Source organism: Pseudomonas sp. Marseille-Q5115, assembly GCF_916618905.1.
Lineage (GTDB): Bacteria > Pseudomonadota > Gammaproteobacteria > Pseudomonadales > Pseudomonadaceae > Aquipseudomonas > Aquipseudomonas japonica_A.
The window spans coordinates 2,458,073-2,478,970 of the sequence record NZ_CAKAKI010000001.1 but is presented as its reverse complement, the minus strand read 5'-3'; the positions used below and the strand labels follow the sequence as shown (position 1 = coordinate 2,478,970).

Below are 20,898 nucleotides of genomic sequence, written 5' to 3'. Positions count from 1 at the left end.
CGGCGCGCGCCCACAAGGGATGCGCCGTGTGAACATGACTGTCAGGTTCAGGTAACCCGTATGAAATCAGGTAAAAAGGCCATTAAACCGTTTGGCTTGAAAGACATCACCATTGTCGACGACGCCAAGATGCGCAAGGCGATCACCGCCGCAGCGCTGGGCAATGCCATGGAGTGGTTCGACTTTGGCGTGTACGGCTTCGTCGCCTATGTGCTGGGCAAGGTGTTCTTCCCCAGCGCCGACCCCGGCGTGCAGATGATCGCCGCGCTGGCGACCTTCTCCGTGCCCTTCCTGATTCGCCCCCTCGGCGGGTTGTTCTTCGGTGCCATGGGCGACCGCTACGGTCGGCAAAAGGTGCTGGCCGCCACCATCGTGATCATGTCGCTGAGCACGTTCGCCATCGGGTTGATTCCATCCTACGCCGCTATCGGCATCTGGGCGCCGATTCTGTTGCTGCTGGCGAAGATGGCCCAAGGCTTTTCGGTGGGGGGTGAATACACCGGTGCTTCGATCTTCGTGGCTGAGTATGCACCCGACCGCAAGCGCGGCTTCCTGGGGAGCTGGCTGGACTTCGGTTCGATTGCCGGCTTCGTCCTCGGCGCCGGGCTGGTAGTGGCCATTTCTTCGGTGGTAGGGGAAGACAACTTCCAGGCATGGGGCTGGCGGCTGCCGTTCTTCCTCGCCTTGCCACTCGGGCTGCTGGGCCTGTACCTGCGCCATGCGCTGGAAGAAACGCCGGCGTTCCAGCAGCACGTTGAAAAGCTGGAACAGGGCGACCGGGAAGGCCTGGCCACCGGCCCGCAGGTGTCATTCAAGGAAGTAGCCACCAAATACTGGCGTAGCCTGATTACCTGCGTGGGCGTGGTAGTGGCGACGAACGTCACCTATTACATGCTGCTTACCTACATGCCCAGCTACCTGTCCCACAACCTGCATTACAGCGAAAGCCGCGGTGTGCTCATCATCATCGCCATCATGGTAGGCATGCTGTTCGTGCAGCCCTTCATCGGCCGCCTGAGCGACCGCTTTGGCCGCAGGCCGTTTATCATCTGCGGCAGCGTGGGGCTGTTCTTCCTGGCCATCCCGGCATTCATGCTGATCACCAGCGGCACGGTAGGGCTGATTTTCTGCGGCCTGCTCATCCTGGCGGTGCTGCTCAATTTCTTTATCGGCGTAATGGCCTCCACGCTGCCGGCCATGTTTCCTACGCACATCCGCTACAGCGCCCTGGCCAGTGCGTTCAATATCTCGGTGCTGATCGCCGGGCTTACCCCCACCCTCGCGGCCTGGCTGGTGGAAAGCACCCAGGACCTGTACATGCCGGCCTACTACCTGATGATCATCGCGGTCATTGGCCTGGCCACCGGCGTGACCATGAAGGAAACCGCCAACAAGCCACTGCGCGGCGCCGCGCCCACGGCATCGGACCTGGAGGAAGCCAAGGAGCTGCTGCAGGAACACCACGACACCATCGAACAGAAAGTCGAAGACATCGACGCCGAGATCGCCCGCTTGCAGGCCAAGCGCGACGAGCTGGCACAGCAGCATCCTCGGATCGACTGATCCGCGGTGCCACGTCAGAAACAGGTGTCCAGGACCTCCACCACCTTGAGCTGCGCGTCCACCAAGCAGCCGCTTCGCCATTTGTCAAAGGTAAGGCAGGGGTGGGAGGTACCAAACGCAATGACGTCACCTACACGCAGTTCGCAGCCGGGCGCTATTCGCATGAAGGCATGCTGGTCCATGATCGCCGTCACGGTGCAGGCGCTGACATCGTCGGCGTCAGCGGCGGTGCCGCCGGCCGCATAGCGCCGCAAAGGGTTGGGCAGGCCCGCGTCATGGGCGACGTCCCGCTTGCCCAGGGCGATGATCGCCAAGCCTGGCTCGGGTAACGATTGCACGTGCGCGAACACTTCCAGCGCTGGCCGCAGGCCTTCGTGCAAATCGTGCCGACGGCCCAGCACGTCGCACTGGGCATCCTTGTAGATGCCATGGTCGTGGGCCACGTAGCTTCCGGGGCGCAGCACCGAGAGGAAGTTGTCGCGCACGGCTTGCCGGTCGAACTCTTCCGCAATGAGGTCATACCAGGCCGAACCCGATGCCGTCACGATCGGCCGGGCAAGGGCGAAGCGTTGGTTGTTCTGCAAGGTAATCGCCAGCCCTACCAGCGAAGCGGCGAAGGCACGGATACCGGTAACGGCTTCGGCGCCATGAATTACCCCTTCGTACCCCTCGATACCCGTAAGCGCCAGTGCGGGCTGGGTGGCAATGACATCGGCGAGGCCCAGCACTTGCTGCTCGGTGCGGCAGCCGCAGCGGCCGCCCATCACCCCGTACTCGATCATCACATTCAGTCGCAGCCCGCGGGCCGCGAAGAACGCCCCCAACGCCTGGACGTTGTCCGGGTGGTCCACAAGGCAGTGAAATTCAAAGGCCGGATCAGTGAGCAGCTCAGCGATCAAGGCCATATTGGGCGAGCCCACCAACTGGTTCGCCATCACCACCCGGCGCACGCCATGGGCGTAGGCAGCGCGGGTTTGCGTGGCCGTCGCCAATGTGATGCCCCAGGCGCCGTGGGCCAACTGTCGCTGGAACAAGGCGGGGGTCATGCTGGTTTTACCATGCGGGGCCAACTCGGCGCCGGCCTGGCTGACGAAGGCCTGCATCCAGCGCAGGTTATGCTCCACCGCCTCTTCGTGCAGTACCAGGGCGGGGAGTGGAACGTCGTGCAACAGGCGGTGACCGGGTTGCGCGCTGCCTTTTTCTACCGGGTTAAGGTCCATGATCGCTCCATGAAGGGGTGTTGATTCAATGACACGGCGTTCGCATAAACCGCATGGTCATGCCGAAGGCGCCTTGCGGCGGTAGGCAATGCAGTCGACCTCGACCTTGCAGTCCACCATCATGCTGGCCTGTACGCAGGCGCGAGCCGGTGCGTGCTCCGGGGTGAAATACTGCGCGAACACCTTGTTGAAACTGGTGAAGTCCCGAGGGTCATCCAGCCAGACGCCGACCCGCACCACGTCCTCCAGGCCGTAACCGGCCTCGGTTAGAATGGCGACCAGGTTTTTCATCGCCTGGTGGGTTTGCTCGACGATGCCGCCAGCCACGATTTCTCCGTCCAGTGCCGGCACCTGGCCGGACACATGCAACCAGCCATCGGCCTCCACGGCGCGCGCAAACGGCCGCGGCGTGCCCCCGGCGGCGGTGCTGCCGCTGCCATAACGGGTGATACTCATGTAGCGCTCCTTGAGCTAAAAAATGAATGTTCCTGAGGCAACCCCGCAAGCGTGCGGAATCAGGCGACTCGAAAACGGCGCCGTGCGCCCGTTGCATAGGATAGCGGTATCATTCTGCCCGGATCGAAACGCTTCGCCTGCCGTACCGGGCATGGCGATAACCACCACAAGGCCCGATAGCTAATGACCGAGCACGATATTGAATTCCTTCCAGACGCTGACCCAGAGTCCATTTCCTCTGATGTGGCTGTGTTCAACGGGATGTTGGTGACTACACAGATCCCTTCGCGGCCGGACGGCAGCCTTGAGCTGGGTGACATCGAGGCGCAGAGCGTCTGCACTCTCGAAGCGCTGAAAGAGGCGCTGGAACGCGCCGGCAGCAGCCTGGATCGGGTGATGCACCTCACCATCTACCTCACCGATATCACCGAACGGCCACAATTCAACGAGGTGTACCAGCGTTACTTCAGCCGCCCATGGCCGGTTCGTGCCGCCGTGGGCGTCGCCGCGCTGGCGGTGGAAGGCATGCGCGTGGAAGTGACAGCGATCGCTGCTCGCGGCTAGCGCGCTGGGCCAGGACCCGTATGTCCCCCATCCGGCCTTGGTTGGCAGAAAAAACTGAACCATAAGCCCAACGGCACGCCCTAACTCAGTGAACGCAGTACAAGCGCTTACACATGGCTGCCTCTAGGGCCCATCAGGGCCGTCCACTTGGGAGATCTGAAATGACCGACGTCAATAAAGAAAACATCAGCGTGCTGAACGACCTGATCGAAACTTCGAAAGACGGCGAAGCGGGCTTCAAGGACCTCGCCGAAAACACCAAAAACCCTGAGCTGAAAGCGATCTTCGCCAGCGCTGCTGCCGATACCGCCAGCGCTGCGGTTGAGCTGCAAGGCTTGGTCCGCCAGCTGGGCGGCGATCCGGAAACCTCCACCAGCGTGGCCGGCGACCTGCACCGCCGCTGGGTTGACCTCAAATCCGCAGTTACCGGCAAGGACGACGTTGCGCTGCTCAACGAAGCCGAGCGCGGCGAAGACGTGGCCAAGAAGAGCTACAAGAAAGCGCTGGAAAACACTGCTGTCACCGCAGACGTTCGCGCTGTGATCCAGAAGCAATTCGACGGCGTAATGCGCAATCACGACAAGATCAAGGCGCTGCGCGACCAGGCTCGCGCCCAGAACTAAGTGCGCCTTTGGGGCGGCGCGCTCATGCGCCGCTTCACCTCTATTCACAAGCTCCGCTGTATAGTCGCCCCCGTATTCCCCCTCCCATACGTCATTGCGCCTGCTATTTCCTTCATCGTGCATGCCTCTGTGTAAGCGCGACGCGAATGGATCGCATCTAGATGGCAATGAGAATGCTTCCCTGTTACATTTCCGTACTTTCTGACACATTTCGTCAGAGTCCGGGGTATTGACCCCGCAACGGCAAGGAAGCGGAGGCTGGGATGGCACGCGGTAATCACTCGTTTCAACGAACAGCGGTAGCGGCACTGGTAGCCAGCGCTGCATGGTCGGGAATGGCGGCGGCGGCGGAGGAGGCGCCCAGGGAAGCGCCGGGCGCTGCGGTTCAGCTTCAGAACATACAGGTGTCGGCGCAGGCACCGGAAGAAGACCCCCAGGCCCAGGCGTACCGGGCCAGAAGCAGCACGGCCGGAACCAAAACCAGTACCCCGTTGGCGGAAACGCCGCGCTCCGTCTCAGTCGTTACCCAGCAACGCATTCGCGACCAGGGCGCGCAAACCCTCACCGATGTGCTGGGCTATGTGCCGGGCATCTTCGCGCCCCCGTTCGCCGTGGGCGACGGCCTGGCGGGGGACCTGTTTTCGATCCGCGGTTACAACGCCACGGACTACGGCTATGGCCTGTTGAAAGATGGCTTGCGCTTGCAGGGCAACCGTTACGACACCACCACCGAGCCTTACGGCCTGGAACGCACTGAAGTGTTCCGCGGGCCAAGCTCCATCTTGTATGGGGAAAACGCCCCGGGTGGCCTGGTGAACCTGGTGAGCAAGAAACCGACCGAAAATGCCCAGGGTGAAGCCCGGCTTACGTACGGCAGCAACAACCGTCGCCAGCTGGCGCTGGACGTGAGCGGGCCGCTGAGCGAGGGCGACAGCGTGCTGGGGCGCATTGTGATGCTCGGGCGCAACGCCGACACCCAGGTGGATACAGTGCCCGATGACCGGATTTATCTGGCCCCCTCGATGACCTTCAATTTCAGCGAAGACACCGCCCTTACGTTGCTGTCCAGCTACCAGCGCGACCGCACCAAGCTGCTGCTGGGCTATCCGGCGGCTGGCACGCTGCTGGACAACCCCAACGGCAAGATCGGCAAGGACCAGTTCAACGGCAACCCGAACTGGGATGACTTTGAACGCGAAACCTGGACCCTGGGGTATGAGTTCAGTCACCAGCTCAACGACACATGGCAGTTCCGGCAGAATTCGCGCTACCTGCAATCGCGGGTCAACCGGCACGAAACCTGGCCGAATACCCTTGGCAATGGCGGCTTCGGCGCCACTTTGAGCAGCACCGCGTACGACCGTGACAACAAGTCCCTGACGTATTCGGTGGACAACCAGTTCGAGGGGCACTTCAACACCGGTGCGCTGGAGCACACTGTACTGCTGGGCGCCAGCTACGACCGCACTTCGTACAATCAGGATTGGGACGCCGGGCTCGGTGGCACCTATAACGTGTTCAACCCCGTGTTCTCCCCCGTGCAGCCCAACACCACCCAGTACGTGCAGAACTCCCAGCTCGACCAGCACATGTACGGCGCCTACGGCCAGCTGCAGAGCAAGTATGACCACTGGATATTCCTGCTGGGCGGCCGGCAGGACTGGGTGCACAGCGAGTACCGCAATCGCGCCAGCGCCGCGCGGCCCGGCAGCGCAGCGGTGGCCGGTACCGACCTGGACGGTTGGGACCATCGCTTCAGCTGGCAAACCGGCGTGATGTACCAGTTTGAGAATGGGCTGTCGCCTTACCTGAGCTACTCCACGGCCTTTACCCCCGTGCAGCAATCGTCCCAGCCGGGCGGCGGTTTGTTCGACCCGATCCTCAGCGAGCAATACGAAATCGGGCTTAAGTACGAGCCGGTGGGCTGGCACACCACGTTCAGTGCGGCGGTGTTCGACCTCACCAAGACCGACGATGTGGTGTCGGGCTCGAACGGCTTCAGCCGCCAGGTGGGCAAAAGCGAATCCCAGGGCGTAGAGCTTGAAGTGAACAGCGACGTGACCCGCAACCTCAGTTTGACCGCGGCCTACACTTATACCGATGCCCGGGTGAAGAAGGACGGGCCCGGTTCGTTGGTGGAGGATCACCAGCTTACCGGCATCCCGCGCAACCAGGCGTCCACCTGGGCCACCTACCGCTTCCTTGACGGCCCGCTGCGCGGCCTGCGGCTGGGCGGTGGCGTGCGCTACTTCGATAACACCTTCGCCTACACGTCCCCGGCCTTGTACGGAAAACTCAAGACTGGCGACGTTACCTTGGTGGATGCCTTGGTAGGCTACGACATCGACGAACACTGGTCGGTGGACGTGAACGCCAAGAACCTGTTCGACAAGGAATACGTGAGTGGCTGCAACAACGCCGGCCGTTGCTACTGGGGCGAGGAGCGCACCGTGCTCGGCACCGTGGCACTGCGCTGGTAAACATCGCGCGTTGAGGAGTGTGGCCAGAATCCTCCCGCTCAAACAACCCAACGGCGTATCGCGAAGCTGACAGCGCTCGCGATACGCCGTGGGTGAGCGTTGTAATCCAGACGCCCCGTCAGGCGGCAGTAGCACCTGCATCACTATGGCCCAGTAGCTCCACCGTTACCTCGCCATGAGGATAGGCAAAGATAAAGCGCGAATCCTCAAGGGCTGCGACCTGATTACCGCTGAGGGTGACTTGGAATGAGCGCCCTTGGTCGTCGGTGGTGAGGTCCCGCACGTAGGTGCGGTCAACGTTGGCGTTATAACTCACCTTCAGCGTACCGCCGGTACCATCACCGAGCGCGGTGTATCCCAGGTCCCTTACATCCAGCGTGTCCCACCCCTGGCTGAAGTCGGTGATCAGGTCCGAATGGCTCGCTGTGGCGGTGCGGTAACTGTCTTCGAGGCTATGGAACACGAACACATCTCCGCTGCTACCTCCGGTCAGCGTGTCAGCGCCGGCGCCCCCTGTCAGCCAGTCTTCATTCACGCCACCATTGATACGGTCGTTACCTGCGCCGCCATCGATGATATCCGCATTATTACCACCGGTTAGCACGTCATTGCGCTCGGTGCCGGTTATGAAATTGCGATAAGGAGGCAAGCTGGTGACCACCCTGTCGCCCTCGCTCAGGGTGAAGTCGATACCCCCCAATTCCAGGCCGGCTACTTGATCACCCCGCAGGGCCACTTCGAAATGCCCGCCCTGGCTATCGGGTGCTTTGGAGTACAGGCGCGTGAGGTCGCTGGCACTGTCATATACCAGAGCCAGGGAGGTTCCAGTGCCGTCGCCAAGGTTGGTGAAGCCCAGTGCGCTGACGTCGATGCGATCAAAGGCATTGATGTCAAAGTCTGTGATCAGGTCCCGGCCCTGGGTACCGCCGGCAGCGGTGACGGTACTGTCTGCCAGTGCGCTGAAGAGGAAAGTATCCGCGCCCGCGCCGCCGCTCAGGCGATCACCGCCGGCGCCACCGTCGAGGCGGTCATCGCTGCCCAGGCCCGAAAGGGTGTCCCGCCCGGCACCGCCCACCAGGGTTTCTTCACCGTGGGTAGTGCCTTTGAGGCTATCCGCCCCCTCTGTACCGGAGATCAACGTCTGGAAGTTGGCAGCGGTGAGGAGGTCGCGGTAGTCACCCTTCAGGCCCACTTCAAAACGGTTGCCCTGGGCATCGGCATCGTAGCTCTTGAGGTAGGTGACGTCCTTGGCGGCGTTGTACACCAGCGCCAGGGTGCCGTCGTGGCCATTACCCAGCCCGCTGAAGCCGAGGCTGGCGACATCAAGCTTGTCCGTGGCCGCGTTGAAGCCGCGGATCTGATCGGCATGGCTGCTGGTGGCATCACGGTAGCTTTCTTCCACCGAGTCGTAACGGAAGGTTGCACTGGAACGCTGGAAGTAGGTCCCGGTACCTACCAGCACATCCACGCCGCTACCGCCTACCAGTATCGCGTTGCCGGCCCCGGCCGCTATCACATCGTTACCGGCTCCCCCTTGGATCACGCGATCATTGAAGTTGAAGTTATTGTTATAGCTAATGTCGTCGTTGCCAGCGGTGCCGGCGGTGTAGATGGTCGACGCGTTCGCCAGCAGGGTGCTGTCGGGGCCCACCAGCAGTGGCGCGGTAAGGCTTGCGCCGATGTAGTTCGCCTCGATCCTGTTGGCATCGCTTTGGCCGGTTTCCAGGATGGTCGGTGCCAATGGGGTGAAATCATTGCTGCGCTGATCCTGGAAAATGTTGCCACGCACCAGTGAGCCAGTGCTGTCTTGCAAGGCAACCTCGGACAGCTCTCCCTCACGGCCATTGGAAAGGAAGGTGTTGTCGATGATCTGGGTACCCGTGGCATCCACTGCCTGTACCGCAGCGCCACCTACATGGGTACTGAACAGCAGTTGCTCCACGCGCGCATCGGTGGTGCCTTCCAGGCGGATGGCATTCAGGCCATTGCTGTCCACCTGGCCCGAGATCAATGTGGCTGCGGTGCCGTCGGCATCGCCCACAACCAGCACGCCGTGGCCTTTGTTAGCGGTGCTGAGGGTGTCCAGCACCGTCAACGGGCCGGTCACCGTCAGGCCGTTTCCGCCATTATCGCGGGTATAGGTGTCGCTAAGCTGGCTGTTCACCAGGCCCGAGGCGATGATTCCATCCAGGCCATTGGCGTCGGTGGTGGCAGCGCGTACCTGTACCTGGCTGTTATCGCCGCGCAGGTCCAGGCCGTAGCCGGACGCCTCGGTGACCCGCACGTGGTCCAGTGTCACGTCGTTACTGTCACCATTGACCCAACCGCTGGTTTCTCCAGTGGTATGGGTACGGTTGCCATCCAGGGTAAGGAAGCGCGCGCCGGTGTGGTCGCCCACGCTTTCTATCAGCGCGTCAGTGGAGGCCGCGCCATTGGCGAGTTTCAAGGTGGCGGGCGTTTCATATCCCCCCGGGCCCTCAAGGATAACCCCGGCCTTGAGCAGCAACGCCGCCCCTTCTTGCTCGGCGCTGATCACGTAGGTGCCGCCTGAAAGACGTACGGTGCCTCCCCCCGCCGCCGCGGCGGCATCAATTGCCGCCTGCAGTGCCTGGGTGTCATTGCTGCGGCCATCGCCTAGCGCGCCGAAGTCACTTGCGTTGAAATCAGTCATCGAGAAATCTTCCAGAGGGTCAGAGCACGGGCGTGCCTGCTATAGAGCCTTGAAGTGCCCAAAGGATCCACATTTGCGCACCGTTTATCATTCCGTGGCCCTTGCGTTGTTGTCATGGATGGGGCGTTCAGGCGGCCAGCAATGCCGCCAGCGCGGGTACCGTGAGTACTGCCGTGTAATAACCCATGAACTGCACGCCGATGTTGAAGCCCACGAAGCGCGACAACAGCCCCCCGAGCAGGCCGACGGTAACGATGACCAGCAGGCCCAGTGCGCCGCCTTCCCAGATGCCGATTACCAGGATCAGCCCCACGAAGGTGGAAATTACCGCTTCATGGCTAATCTTGCGCGACACGAACGAGGCGGCCCGGTGGGCGTAGTTCATGGTGAAGGGGTAGGCGACCAGCACCGCGATGATCACCGCAGCCATGCCGTAACCGAGAAATTCCCAGGTGCTGAGCAGGTTGTGCAGGTTATTCACCTGGCCGCTGGCGGCGTCCACGGTAAACCGCGGCGGAGCATTGAACAGTGGCGCCGCGGGCCCCGCAGCCACGGGGCTCAGGGGCAAGCCGAAGGCAATCAGCGGGATCAGTGCCTCGGCGATGTAGGTGGCCTCGGTCACCCCGTTACGCGCGGCGATCACCGTGGTAAGGCGGTGATACACGTGCTTCACCCGGGCGCCCACCACCTCGCCCATGATCACAGTCATGGCCACCGGGCTGAACACGAACGTGGCGCTGGAAATCACCGCCGTGGCACCCGTCCACAGGGCCTGCTTGCGGTCCAGCACGCGCAAAGGGTTGGGAAAATAACCGCCCCAACCTTTTACGTCCGGGGAGAGTGAAAACGTACGCGCGTGCGCCCGGCTCATGGCTTGGCGTTCGTTGGGCGCCAGCAGTGAGAACAGCGCCGCAATCAACGGCCCGATGGCGATCCCAAGGAAGTAACTCACACTGAGCTTAACTCCGTATTGGGCAGTAACCGCCTGCAGCCCCACGATCACCAGCACAAAGGGAATCAACGCCAGCACCGCGGCCAGCCGACCCTTGGAAAACCACGCGATGGCGACGGCGGCCGCCAGAAATACCCACGGCGCCGCCCGCTTGATGGGGTCGCCGAACGGCCCGAGCATCACTGCGAACAACACCGCCAGGGGCACCGCGATGAGTGCGGCGATCACCGCGCCGGAAATCATCTTGCGCAAGGCAATGTGCGGCACGCCGAGGTTGCGCAGCAGGTTGGCTTCGCGCATCAGTGGTGTGGCCATGGTGTCGCCGGGAATGCCCAACAGCGCTGTGGGCACGGCGTGAGTCATGTGCTTGGCGACCGCGCCAGCCAGGAAGAAGGTAAGCACGCCAGGCGCGGGCACGCCCAGCAACACCACCAGCAAGGTGAGCGGGGCGAGGGTGGTGGTTTCGTCGCTGCCGGAAATCAGGCCGATGCCAGCGAAAATGACCGCGCCCAGCACACCCATCCCTAACGCGATCAGCAGTTGGTCAAGAACCAGGCCGGTCATGGGCGGCCTCCTTTTACAGCGAGCGCGGCGGGGGGCGCTGCCGCGGTTTTCGCACGCGGTGCCTCGGCCCGCACCGAAGACGCAGCACGTTCCTCGGCCGCGAACAGTTCATACAGGTCCATTTCCTTGAGCTCTGCCACCGTGGACGCGGGGAGGTCGGCGAGCCTACCAAGGTCACCGAATTCTTCCTTCAGCTCTTGCAGAAGCTGGGCGCGCTGGGCGGGATCGGCCTGATGCTCGACCACGATGCGTTTGGGCTTGAACAGGCACGCGCTGATAGCGCCGGCACCCAGGCAACCGAGAATGCCCACCAGCATGGCATAGGCGCGTGCCATTTGCGCCGAAGCTACCCAGGCGAGGAGGAAGTGCTGCGCGATGAAAAACGCGCCGAGGCTGACCACCGCCCCGATCAGAATCGAATACCCCAAGTGACGGCTGTCTACCGTGTCACCCCACACTTCGTAGAGTTGCTGCTTCACAGGTTTCTCCCAGTGCCCTTCGGGCTTTTATTGTTATGGACAGGGTAGGGCAGGCTGCTCAGCCCGGCACCGCCCGTTGGCGCTTGGCGCGCACTGCCCGGGCGACGCGCGAGGCTGTTTGCCGGCCCAGATGGGCGTCGATATAGGTACCGGCGTCCACCACGGCGTTCAGGTTCACTCCATGGCGCAGGCCAAGGCCATCGAGCAGGTAGAGCAGGTCTTCGGTGGCCACGTTGCCCGTGGCGCCGGGCGAATAAGGGCAGCCACCCAGGCCTGATACGGCGCTGTCGAACACCCGCACGCCCAGCTCCAGCGCGGTATGGATATTGGCGATGGCCATGCCATAGGTGTCGTGGAAGTGCCCGGCGAGGGCAGCGACGGGCACGTCCTCGGCGCAGGCCTGAATCAACGCGCGGGTGCTAGCAGGGGTGCCAGCGCCGATGGTGTCGCCCAGGCTCACTTCGTAACAGCCCATGCGGTAAAGCGCTGTGCTCACCGCCGCCACCTTGCCTGGCGCCACGGCCCCGGTGAAGGGGCAGCCCATTGCGCAGGACACATAGCCGCGCACGCGCATCCCGCTGGCTTTGGCCCGGGCCAGCACAGGCTCGAAGCGCGCCAGGCTGTCTTCGATGGAGCAATTGATGTTCTTGCGGGAAAAGGCCTCGGAAGCAGCAGCGAACACCGCCACTTCAACGCAGCCTGCGGCCAGCGCCGCATCCAAGCCTTGTTCATTGGGTACCAAGGCTGTCCAGGTCACGCCCGGGCGTTGGGGTAGGGCCTTGAACACCTCATCGGTACCGGCCATTTGCGGTACCCAGCGCGGCGATACGAAGGCGCCTGCTTCCAGGGTGGTGAGGCCGGCGTCGGCAAGCCGCGTGAGTAATTCCACCCGAACGGCAGCGGGCAGGGTGCGTGCCTCGTTCTGCAGCCCGTCGCGGGCGCCGACTTCCACTACCCGCACGGCATCATCGCTGGCCGGGCTCATGGCTGTGCCCGCTTTTCTTGCAGCAGCGCTGCGGCACGGTCGGCGCGCACGTCGTGGGTCGCCACCATCTGTTTCACTACCCACTCCACCTCATCGCCCCGTGCACCCGCGGACAACGCCACGTTGCGCGCATGCAACGCCATGTGCCCCCGCTGGATGCCTTCGGTGGCCAGCGCGCGAAGGGCACCGAGGTTCTGCGCCAGCCCCACCGCAACGGCAATTTGGGCCAGTTCCTGAGCGCTTTTCACGCCCAGAATGCGTAACGACAGCTGGGCCAACGGGTGGGTTTTCGTGGCACCGCCTACCAGGCCCACGGGCATGGGCATTTCCAGCGTGCCTACCAAGTGGCCCTGGGCGTCTTTTTCCCAGGTGGTCAAGGAGCCGTAATGGCCCTCGCGGCACGCGTAGGCATGGGCGCCGGCTTCCACCGCGCGCCAGTCGTTGCCGGTGGCGACGATCACCGGGTCGATGCCGTTCATGATGCCTTTGTTATGGGTCGCGGCCCGGTACGGGTCCACGGCGGCGAAGTTGTAGGCGTCGAGGATGCCCTCGATTACGTCTTCGCCTCTGAACGCCGTTGTGGTCAGGGTTTCAGGAGAAAGCCGTACCTGGGCGCGGGCCAGGCGCAGGTCCGCCAGGTTGGAGAGGATGCGCAACCGTACCTTGCCGCCGGTGATCTCCTCAATCAGGGGTGCCACGGCTTCGGCCATGGTGTTCACCGTGTTGGCGCCCATGGCATCGCGCACATCCACGATCAAATGGGCTACCAGCAGCGGGCCGCGCGGGGTGCTGGGGAAGGTGTGCACTTCCAGGTCCCGGCAGCCGCCACCCAGTTGGTTGAGCAGCTGATCCTTGCGGTTGGCCAGCTCGATGATGTCCTGTTTGCGCGCCAGCAGGCTCAAGCGGGCGTTGTACGGGTCGGCGATACCTACCACCTGTACCTGGGCGCGCATCAGCGGCAGGGTACTGGAGGTTCTGAAACCCCCGGCCTCCCGGGCAAGCTTGGCCATGAAGGAGGCGGCGGCGATCACCGAAGGTTCTTCCACCACCAGCGGCACCAGCACATCCCGGCCATTGATGATGAAGTTGGTGGCAATGCCGTAAGGCAGCTCGAAGGTGCCCACCACGTTTTCGATCATGCCGTCGGCGATGGCCAAGGGAAGCGCGCCCGCCTCGCTGAGCAAGGCCACGTCGGCGTCGGACAGTGAAAGCCGCTCGCGCAGTTGGCCGAGACGGTCAGCCGGGGCCATGGCACGGAAGTCAGGAAGGCGGGAGTCGAGGCTCATGGAAGGGTCCTTTACGGTTCTTATGGTCATTTGCCCTTACCCTAGCCCGGCGCGTTGGCATAACAAAGGTACAGTTTGGACAAACAGTACCCAGGCTGTACCCTCGGCCGGGGGAAGCAAAGGGCATGGCCATGGTTCATCAAACATTGGCGCAGCAGCTGGCGGCGACATTCACCGAGCAGATCGGCAACGGCACCTATCAGGCAGGGGACCGACTGCCGTCCCTGCGCGAATGCGTGCGGGTGTTCGGGCACTCCAAGAACACGGTGATCACTGCCTATGAGCAGCTTGCCTCTCAAGGGTTGGTGGAGGCACGACACGGCCAGGGGTTTTTCGTCAGGCCGGGAGCAAGCCATAGCCAGGAAGCGGAAGAACCGGCACCCTACGCTCGCGCCATGGACACCATCTGGTTGATGCGCCAGCAGTTCGTGCGCGAGCCCGGTCAGGCACCCCTCGGCGAAGGGTTCCCGCCCACGGACTGGCTGATGGACATGCGCCTGGATCGGTTCACCCGGCAGATCATGCGCACCGGCGTGACCACGTTGTTCCGCTATGGCAACCGCCTGGGTAACCCGGCACTGCGCCAGCAGCTGGCACGCAAGCTCGGGAGCTATGCCATCGCTGCCACGCCGCGCCAAATCGTCACCACCCATGGCGCCAACCACGCGCTGGACCTGATCATTCGCCGCTTCCTCGCCCCGGGCGATCACGTACTGGTGGAAGACCCTGGCTACTACCCGCTGTTCGGCAAGCTCAAGCTTCAGGGTGCCAATATGCTCGCAGTGCCCCGGTTACCTGACGGGCCGGACATCGACGCGTTGCGCCAGCACTTGCGCAGCTACAAGCCCAAGCTGTTTTTCATTCAGTCGGCGGGCCACAACCCTACGGGCTCGGACATTTCACCCAGCAAAGCGCATCAACTGGTGCAACTGGCCGAACAGCATGATTTTTACCTGGTGGACGACGACGCCCTCGCAGACTTCAAGCCTGCCACCACAATCAAGGTGTCTGCCCTGGATCAACTGAAACGGTCGCTCTACGTGGGCAGTTTCTCCAAATCGGTGTCCGCCGCGCTACGGGTGGGCTTTATTGCCGGCAGCAAGGAGGTGATCGACGAACTCGGCGACCTGAAGATGCTGTTGCACACCAGTTCGTCCGAGTTCTGCGAGCGCACGGTGGATGTGATCCTGGGCGAGGGGCATTTCGTGCGCCACTGCCTGCGCTTGCAGGACAGGGTAAGGGAGGCGACCGCGCAAGGGCTGGAGACCTTGGCCGAGCTAGGCGCTCAGGTGTTCTGCGCACCCCAGGCCAGCCTTTACCTGTGGGCGCGCTTTCCGGATGTCAGCGACGCCAAGGATCTTGCGCGGCTGTGGCAGCCCAGGGGTTGCATGGTAGCGCCTGGGCACATCTTCTCGCCCGACCAACATCGCACCGTGCCCTGGACGCGTTTGAACGTGGCCTATATCGACCGTTTGCGAGGCTGAGCGCGCCCGCCGTCGTTCAACAGATTCTCGCACGGCATTCGCCAAAGCCGATCGGCGTCAGGCCGTCGCGGTGGCAGCGCGCCCGCAGGATGATTTCATCCCCATCGAGCAGAAAGCGGCGGTCCTCTCCGTTGGCCAGGATCAGTGCCCGTTTGCCGCCCTCGGTGATTTCCAGAAGGCTGCCGTGCTGCCCAGGCTCAGGGCCAGAGAGGGTACCGGTACCCATCAGGTCGCCTGGCCGCAGCTGGCAGCCATTGACGGCGTGATGGGTGACCATCTGCGCCATGGTCCAGTACATATGCTGCGTGTTGCTTAGCCCGATGCGTTGCGGGCCCAGGCCAGCGTCACGCATGAGGGGGGTGAGCAGCAGCACCTCCAGTTCGATGTCCAGCGCGCCCTGCTGTTGGTCGTTGGCATCGAGCAGGTAGGCCAGCGGTTGCGGGTCACCTTCCGGGCGAGGCACCTGGGCGCAGCGGAACGGCGCCAGCGCTTCGGCGGTGATCACCCAGGGCGACAAGGTAGTGGCGAAGCTTTTGGAGAGGAACGGCCCCAGTGGCTGGTATTCCCACGCCTGGATATCCCGCGCGGACCAGTCGTTGAGCAGGCACAGGCCGGCGATGTGTTCGGGCGCATCGGCGATGGCAATAGGCTCGCCCTGGGCATTGCCGGGGCCGATCCAAACGCCCATTTCCAGTTCGTAGTCCAGCCGCTGGCAAGGCCCGAACACGGGCACGCTGGCCCCGGCTGGCAGCGTTTGGCCGTGAGGGCGTTTCACATCGGTGCCGCTGACGTTCAGGGTGGAGGCCCGGCCGTGATAGCCGATAGGCACGTATTTGTAGTTCGGCAGCAGGGGGTTGTCGGGGCGGAACAACTTGCCCACGTTGGTAGCGTGGTGAATGCCCACGTAGAAGTCGGTGTAGTCGCCCACTTCGGCGGGCAGGTGCATCTGGCAGTCTGCCTGCGGGTATAGCGCAGGCGCCAGCCGGGCTTGATGGCTGCTGCGCTCGCTTAACAGGTCCAGCAGCGCCGAGCGCAGCGCGCGGCGAGGGCCACCACCCAATGCGAAGAAGCCATTGAGCGTGCTGGCGCTGGCGCACTCTGCCGCATCCAGTGCGCTGCCAGTGAACACTCCGGCGGCCACGGCTGCGCGAAGGTCCAGCACCTGATCGCCGATGGCAACGCCGCCGCGTGGCGTTTCGCCCGGCCGGCTGAAGATGCCCAATGGCAGGTTGTGCAAGGGAAAGTCGGCGTGGCCGTTGGCGCTGGCGACCCAACTGTGCAAAGCGGAGGTGCTCATGAATGGCCTCGGGAAAAGTAGCTGGAAAGGCCCGCCCAGCAGGCGTCGTAATCGCTTTGAAGGTGGTCGCTGTCCAGTGCCGCCTGGCTGGGCCTGAGCACCTGCGAGGTCTCGAACATGAACGCCATGGTGTTATCCACCTTCTGCGGCTGCAGGTCCGCCGCCATTGCCTTGCCCGCCGTGGCGTCGTCCGGGCCATGGGCGCTCATGCAGCTATGCAGGGAAGCCCCGCCCGGGCTGAAACCTTCGGCCTTGGCATCGTAGGCACCAGTGATCAGGCCCATGAATTCATTCATCACGTTGCGGTGGAACCACGGCGGGCGGAAGGTGTTTTCCGCCACCAGCCAGCGAGGCGGGAAGATCACGAAGTCCACGTTGGCCACGCCTTCGGCCGCGCTGGGCGAGGTGAGCACGGTGAAGATCGAAGGGTCCGGGTGGTCGAAGCTGATCGATCCCAGGGTGTTGAAGCGCCGCAGGTCGTACTTGCAGGGCACGTTGTTACCGTGCCAGGCCACCACGTCGAACGGCGAATGATCGAGCTCGGTGGAAAACAGCTCGCCAAGAAATTTCTGCACCAGGGTGCAGGGCGTGGCGGTCTCCTCGAACGCCGCAACCGGGGCGAGAAAGTCCCGCGGGTTGGCCAGGCCGTTGCTGCCGATGGGGCCCAGGTCTGGCAGGCGCAGCGGGCGACCATGGTTTTCACAGATGTAGCCCCCGGCCAAGGCATCGAGCAGTTCCACCCGGAACTTCAGCCCGCGCGGCAGCAGGGCGATTTCCTGCGGTTCAACCTCCAGCACACCCAACTCAGTGACAATTCGCAGCCGCCCGGCCTGGGGCACCAACAACCACTCGCCGTCGGCGGTGAAGAAGGTGCGTTGCATGGAGGCATTGGCGCTGTACAGGTACACGCTCACCCCGCTGGCCTGCTCGCTGCCGTGCGTGGCAGCGAGGGTTAACAGCCCATCGATCAGGTCGGTGGGCGTTGAAGGGTAGGCCATGGGGTTCCAGCGCAATCGGTTGGGGGTGATCGGGCCGGCATGCCTGCCGGGGATCTGCCTTTCGAGCCGCTCGAAGCGCGGGTGGGCGGCGGAGGGCTTGATTCGGTACAGCCACGTACGGCGCGCCTCGCTGCGGGGCACGGTGAACGCAGTACCTGAAAACTGTTCGGCATAAAGGCCGTACTCTGGCCGCTGCGGCGAGTTCTGGCCTTGTGGCAGCGCGCCGGGCAGCGCCTCGCTGCTGAACTGGTTGCCAAAGCCGCTCATGTACGTAAGGGGGTGCGCTGCTGACGGATGCATGGCGACCTCTTGTTGTTTTGTGTAATTGAATTACGATTAACGTAATTTGAGTTCACTGGCGGGGCAAGCTATAAACCCGCACTTCTTTGCAAAGGCACTTACCCCTTATGGCCAGCGATACCCCCGGGCCTGAAGCCAGCCCCGCCACCCCTGTACGGCAGCAAAAGGTTCAGGCCGCCGAAGTGGGCACGGGCATCCTCAAAGGGCTGGCGCAGCTGGCGCCCAGCACGTCATTGTCTCGGCTGGCCGAACATGTGGGCATGCCCGCCGCCAAGGTCCATCGCTACCTGCAAGCGTTGATCGCCAGCGGGTTCGCCGAGCAGGACCCGGCCACCAACCATTACGGCTTGGGCCGCGAGGCGCTGCTGGTCGGCCTTGCGGCGCTGGGCAGGCTGGATGTGCTGAAAATCGCCAGCCCTCACTTGCAGGGCTTGCGCGATGAGCTCAACGAAACCTGCTTCCTGGCCGTCTGGGGTAACAAAGGCCCTACCGTGGTGCATGTGGAACAGTCCATCGGCGCGGTCACACTGGTCACCCGTGTAGGCTCGGTGCTGCCGTTGCTCGGTTCATCCACCGGCATGGTGTTCAACAGTTACCTGCCGGGCGCCGAAACCGCCGCACTCCTGCACGAGGAAAGCGCAGGGCAGGGCGCGGCCTTCTTGAAGGACATCGAACAGCGTGTGGCACACATCCGGGGCACTGGCCTGAACCAGGTACACGGGTTGTTGATGCCAGGGGTAAATGCCGTGTCCGCGCCCTTGTTCGCCACGGGCCATGTACTGGCTGGGGTTATCACCGTAGTGGGCGCTGCTTCGGTATTCACGCCGCGCAACCAGGCAACCGCCGCCGAGCGGCTGCAGCAGGCCGCGCAGGCTATTACTGAACGGATGGGCGGGGCTCGGCCGCTGGATGTTTAGCGCAGCTCAGGCCGGGGTGTCTGGCTGCCGGTCAGGGTGCGCGCCGAGGAACGCCGGGTGTGCCTTTGCCAGGGCTTCCACCCGGGCAATACGTGGCCAGCCCTCCAGGCCTACGGCAAAGCGCCGGGCGGCATACACTTGTGGCAGCAGGTAAACATCCGCCAGCCCTGGCTCGCCGAAACACCAGCCGTGGTCACCGATCAACGCCTCCACCGCACCGAGGCCTTGGCGGATCCAGTGGTCGATCCAGGCGCTTACCTGGGGTTCCTCGATACCCAGCTCGCGCAGGCGCTGGAGCACCGCCACATTGTGCAGCGGATGGGTGTCGCAGCCGATGATCGCCGCCACGCTGCGATGGCGTGCCCGGGCCAGCGCATCTACCGGCAACAGGGGCGGGGCAGGGTAGCGCTCTTCCAGGTACTCGATGATCGCGGGTGACTGCATCAGTACTTCGCCCCCATCGCCGCGTAGCACGGGTACTCGGCGTTGGGGGGTCACCGCTTGATAAGCGGGCTGCAGATGCTCGTGGTTGAGCAGGTTCACCGGCAGGGCGTTGTAACTCAGGCCCTTGAAGGCCAGGGCGATGCGCACCCGATAAGCGGACGTGGAGCGGTAGTAGGTATAAAGGTCCACGGCTTGCTCCTGTGCCTTGTTGTTATGGGCGCGCGCCTGCAATTGACAGCTCCGGCGAATTGGCGGAGATTACGTTTTGCGTAACCATATTACGAATAACAAAGGAGCGCACCGTGTGAGGGTTCTTGGGTTGCAGTTGCTTCTCGGCGATTTTCTCGCCCGCAGCGTACGAGGGATATCGTGCGCGCCGCCGGCCCGGTAGTGGAAACAGCACATTTTCCTGCTCCCTACTGACCAACCGGATACCGCCATGACTGACCTCTACGACAACCCCATGGGCCTGATGGGCTTCGAATTCATCGAGTTTGCCTCCCCTACGCCAGGCGTTCTCGAGCCTGTGTTCGAAATGATGGGCTTCACCAAGGTAGCCCATCACCGCTCCAAGCAAGTAGCGCTGTACCGCCAGGGTGGCATTAACCTGGTTCTCAACAACGAGCCCGGCAGCCTCGCGGCCTACTTTGCGGCGGAGCATGGGCCTTCCGTGTGCGGTATGGCCTTCAGGGTGAGGAACTCGCACCAGGCCTACAAGCGGGCCCTGGAGCTCGGCGCGCAGCCGGTCGAAATTCCCACAGGGCCCATGGAGCTGCGCCTGCCCGCCATCAAGGGCATCGGGGGCGCCCCGTTGTACCTGATCGACCGCTTTGGCGATGGCACCTCTATCTACGACATCGACTTCGAGTTCATCGAAGGGGTCGACCGCCACCCGGAAGGCGCCGGCCTGAAGCTGATCGACCACCTTACCCATAACGTGTACCGCGGCCGCATGGCCTATTGGGCGAACTTCTACGAAACCCTGTTCAATTTCCGCGAGCTTCGCTATTTCGACATCAAGGGCGAGTATACGGGCCTGACTTCCAAGGCCATGTCGGCACCCGATGGCATGATCCGCATTCCCTTGAACGAAGAGTCTTCCAAGGGCGCCGGGCAGATCGAAGAATTCCTCATGCAGTTCAATGGCGAGGGCATCCAGCACGTGGCCTTCATCACCGACGACCTCATCCAGACCTGGGACAAGCTCAAGGCCCTGGGTATGAACTTCATGACCGCCCCCCCGGCCACTTACTACGAAATGCTGCAGGGCCGCTTGCCGGACCACGGCGAACCGGAAGACGCCCTGCAAGCCAGGGGAATTCTGCTCGACGGCACGTCCGAAGGTGGCAACCGGCGGCTGCTGTTGCAGATATTCTCGGCCACCTTGCTGGGCCCGGTGTTCTTCGAGTTCATCCAGCGCAAGGGTGACGACGGATTCGGCGAGGGCAATTTCAAGGCGCTGTTCGAATCCATCGAGCGCGACCAAGTGCGCCGCGGGGTGCTATCCACGTCCTGAGCCGATGCCCTGTGGCGCCGCTCGCCTTGCCAGCGTATGGGCCTGATCTAGAGTGTGAGGGCCCGTGTTGCGTTCTTCACTGCCTTTTCCATTCACCTT

17 protein-coding genes are annotated in these 20,898 nt (G+C 63.2%); 7 read left to right on the top strand and 10 right to left on the bottom strand.

Translation table 11 applies throughout. The annotated features are described in order from the left end of the window. Nucleotides 1-60 precede the first annotated feature (60 nt). The gene (proP, locus tag LG385_RS11365) at nucleotides 61-1,563 is read left to right on the top strand and encodes a glycine betaine/L-proline transporter ProP (protein WP_225774381.1); all 1,503 of its coding nucleotides are present in this window, start codon (nucleotides 61-63) and stop codon (nucleotides 1,561-1,563) included. A gap of 14 nt (nucleotides 1,564-1,577) precedes the next feature. Here proP and LG385_RS11360 read toward each other — a convergent pair whose 3' ends face one another. Together LG385_RS11360 and LG385_RS11355 are read right to left on the bottom strand one after the other, a co-directional pair. Further along, nucleotides 1,578-2,783 (bottom strand): amino acid deaminase, encoded by a 1,206-nt coding sequence (locus tag LG385_RS11360; RefSeq protein WP_225774380.1) that lies wholly within the window; start codon nucleotides 2,781-2,783, stop codon nucleotides 1,578-1,580. A 57-nt stretch (nucleotides 2,784-2,840) separates the two neighbouring features. After that, a complete protein-coding gene (locus LG385_RS11355; protein WP_225774379.1) occupies nucleotides 2,841-3,239 on the bottom strand; it encodes a RidA family protein in 399 nt (132 codons plus the stop codon). A 183-nt stretch (nucleotides 3,240-3,422) separates the two neighbouring features. On the opposite strand from LG385_RS11355, the gene LG385_RS11350 reads away from it, so the two are divergent. From LG385_RS11350 to LG385_RS11340, 3 genes are all read left to right on the top strand, one after another. Beyond that, complete coding sequence (locus LG385_RS11350) at nucleotides 3,423-3,803, top strand: RidA family protein (RefSeq protein WP_225774378.1); 381 nt, start codon at nucleotides 3,423-3,425, stop codon at nucleotides 3,801-3,803. A 161-nt stretch (nucleotides 3,804-3,964) separates the two neighbouring features. After that, nucleotides 3,965-4,426 carry a PA2169 family four-helix-bundle protein gene (locus LG385_RS11345; protein WP_225774377.1) on the top strand — a complete coding sequence of 154 codons (462 nt, stop codon included), beginning with the start codon at nucleotides 3,965-3,967 and terminating at the stop codon, nucleotides 4,424-4,426. A 335-nt stretch (nucleotides 4,427-4,761) separates the two neighbouring features. After that, complete coding sequence (locus LG385_RS11340) at nucleotides 4,762-6,906, top strand: TonB-dependent siderophore receptor (protein ID WP_413247377.1); 2,145 nt, start codon at nucleotides 4,762-4,764, stop codon at nucleotides 6,904-6,906. Nucleotides 6,907-7,024: 118 nt separating this feature from the next. Here the strand turns inward: LG385_RS11340 and LG385_RS11335 are convergent, their stop codons facing one another. The 5 genes from LG385_RS11335 to LG385_RS11315 form a co-directional block, all read right to left on the bottom strand. Further along, nucleotides 7,025-9,577 (bottom strand): M10 family metallopeptidase C-terminal domain-containing protein, encoded by a 2,553-nt coding sequence (locus LG385_RS11335; RefSeq protein ID WP_225774375.1) that lies wholly within the window; start codon nucleotides 9,575-9,577, stop codon nucleotides 7,025-7,027. A gap of 127 nt (nucleotides 9,578-9,704) precedes the next feature. Next, nucleotides 9,705-11,093: a tripartite tricarboxylate transporter permease gene (locus LG385_RS11330; RefSeq protein WP_225774374.1), complete on the bottom strand. Its 1,389-nt coding sequence runs from the start codon at nucleotides 11,091-11,093 to the stop codon at nucleotides 9,705-9,707. After that, complete coding sequence (locus LG385_RS11325) at nucleotides 11,090-11,572, bottom strand: hypothetical protein (RefSeq protein ID WP_225774373.1); 483 nt, start codon at nucleotides 11,570-11,572, stop codon at nucleotides 11,090-11,092. The genes LG385_RS11330 and LG385_RS11325 overlap by 4 nt, the downstream gene beginning before the upstream one ends. A gap of 58 nt (nucleotides 11,573-11,630) precedes the next feature. After that, on the bottom strand, nucleotides 11,631-12,557 hold the full coding sequence (locus LG385_RS11320) for a hydroxymethylglutaryl-CoA lyase (protein ID WP_225774372.1): 927 nt from the start codon (nucleotides 12,555-12,557) through the stop codon (nucleotides 11,631-11,633). Then, nucleotides 12,554-13,843 (bottom strand): hydroxymethylglutaryl-CoA reductase, degradative, encoded by a 1,290-nt coding sequence (locus tag LG385_RS11315; protein WP_225774371.1) that lies wholly within the window; start codon nucleotides 13,841-13,843, stop codon nucleotides 12,554-12,556. Before LG385_RS11315 ends, LG385_RS11320 begins: the two co-directional genes overlap by 4 nt. Before the next feature lie 131 nt (nucleotides 13,844-13,974). Here LG385_RS11315 and LG385_RS11310 point away from each other — a divergent pair, with 131 nt between their 5' ends. After that, complete coding sequence (locus tag LG385_RS11310; protein ID WP_225774370.1) at nucleotides 13,975-15,327, top strand: PLP-dependent aminotransferase family protein; 1,353 nt, start codon at nucleotides 13,975-13,977, stop codon at nucleotides 15,325-15,327. A gap of 16 nt (nucleotides 15,328-15,343) precedes the next feature. On the opposite strand, the gene fahA is transcribed toward LG385_RS11310, so the two are convergent. Then, a complete protein-coding gene (gene fahA / locus LG385_RS11305; protein ID WP_225774369.1) occupies nucleotides 15,344-16,624 on the bottom strand; it encodes a fumarylacetoacetase in 1,281 nt (426 codons plus the stop codon). Then, nucleotides 16,621-17,922, bottom strand: coding sequence for a homogentisate 1,2-dioxygenase (gene hmgA / locus LG385_RS11300; protein WP_225774368.1), 1,302 nt, complete (start codon nucleotides 17,920-17,922; stop codon nucleotides 16,621-16,623). The genes fahA and hmgA overlap by 4 nt, the downstream gene beginning before the upstream one ends. Before the next feature lie 107 nt (nucleotides 17,923-18,029). Here hmgA and LG385_RS11295 point away from each other — a divergent pair, with 107 nt between their 5' ends. After that, nucleotides 18,030-18,839 (top strand): IclR family transcriptional regulator, encoded by an 810-nt coding sequence (locus LG385_RS11295; protein ID WP_225774367.1) that lies wholly within the window; start codon nucleotides 18,030-18,032, stop codon nucleotides 18,837-18,839. 6 nt (nucleotides 18,840-18,845) lie between these two features. Here the strand turns inward: LG385_RS11295 and maiA are convergent, their stop codons facing one another. Beyond that, on the bottom strand, nucleotides 18,846-19,472 hold the full coding sequence (gene maiA, locus LG385_RS11290; RefSeq protein ID WP_225774366.1) for a maleylacetoacetate isomerase: 627 nt from the start codon (nucleotides 19,470-19,472) through the stop codon (nucleotides 18,846-18,848). A 250-nt stretch (nucleotides 19,473-19,722) separates the two neighbouring features. Between maiA and hppD the strand changes: the two genes are divergently transcribed. Beyond that, nucleotides 19,723-20,799: a 4-hydroxyphenylpyruvate dioxygenase gene (gene hppD, locus LG385_RS11285; RefSeq protein WP_225774365.1), complete on the top strand. Its 1,077-nt coding sequence runs from the start codon at nucleotides 19,723-19,725 to the stop codon at nucleotides 20,797-20,799. Nucleotides 20,800-20,898: the final 99 nt, after the last annotated feature.

What these genes read in the sequence shown, in the direction of transcription:
- proP (WP_225774381.1), top strand. Translation starts at nt 61, where the DNA reads ATGAAATCAGGTAAAAAGGCCATTAAACCGTTTGGCTTGAAAGACATC.
- LG385_RS11360 (WP_225774380.1), bottom strand. Translation starts at nt 2,783, where the DNA reads ATGGACCTTAACCCGGTAGAAAAAGGCAGCGCGCAACCCGGTCACCGC.
- LG385_RS11355 (WP_225774379.1), bottom strand. Translation starts at nt 3,239, where the DNA reads ATGAGTATCACCCGTTATGGCAGCGGCAGCACCGCCGCCGGGGGCACG.
- LG385_RS11350 (WP_225774378.1), top strand. Translation starts at nt 3,423, where the DNA reads ATGACCGAGCACGATATTGAATTCCTTCCAGACGCTGACCCAGAGTCC.
- LG385_RS11345 (WP_225774377.1), top strand. Translation starts at nt 3,965, where the DNA reads ATGACCGACGTCAATAAAGAAAACATCAGCGTGCTGAACGACCTGATC.
- LG385_RS11340 (WP_413247377.1), top strand. Translation starts at nt 4,762, where the DNA reads ATGGCGGCGGCGGCGGAGGAGGCGCCCAGGGAAGCGCCGGGCGCTGCG.
- LG385_RS11335 (WP_225774375.1), bottom strand. Translation starts at nt 9,577, where the DNA reads ATGACTGATTTCAACGCAAGTGACTTCGGCGCGCTAGGCGATGGCCGC.
- LG385_RS11330 (WP_225774374.1), bottom strand. Translation starts at nt 11,093, where the DNA reads ATGACCGGCCTGGTTCTTGACCAACTGCTGATCGCGTTAGGGATGGGT.
- LG385_RS11320 (WP_225774372.1), bottom strand. Translation starts at nt 12,557, where the DNA reads ATGAGCCCGGCCAGCGATGATGCCGTGCGGGTAGTGGAAGTCGGCGCC.
- LG385_RS11315 (WP_225774371.1), bottom strand. Translation starts at nt 13,843, where the DNA reads ATGAGCCTCGACTCCCGCCTTCCTGACTTCCGTGCCATGGCCCCGGCT.
- LG385_RS11310 (WP_225774370.1), top strand. Translation starts at nt 13,975, where the DNA reads ATGGTTCATCAAACATTGGCGCAGCAGCTGGCGGCGACATTCACCGAG.
- fahA (WP_225774369.1), bottom strand. Translation starts at nt 16,624, where the DNA reads ATGAGCACCTCCGCTTTGCACAGTTGGGTCGCCAGCGCCAACGGCCAC.
- hmgA (WP_225774368.1), bottom strand. Translation starts at nt 17,922, where the DNA reads ATGCATCCGTCAGCAGCGCACCCCCTTACGTACATGAGCGGCTTTGGC.
- LG385_RS11295 (WP_225774367.1), top strand. Translation starts at nt 18,030, where the DNA reads ATGGCCAGCGATACCCCCGGGCCTGAAGCCAGCCCCGCCACCCCTGTA.
- hppD (WP_225774365.1), top strand. Translation starts at nt 19,723, where the DNA reads ATGACTGACCTCTACGACAACCCCATGGGCCTGATGGGCTTCGAATTC.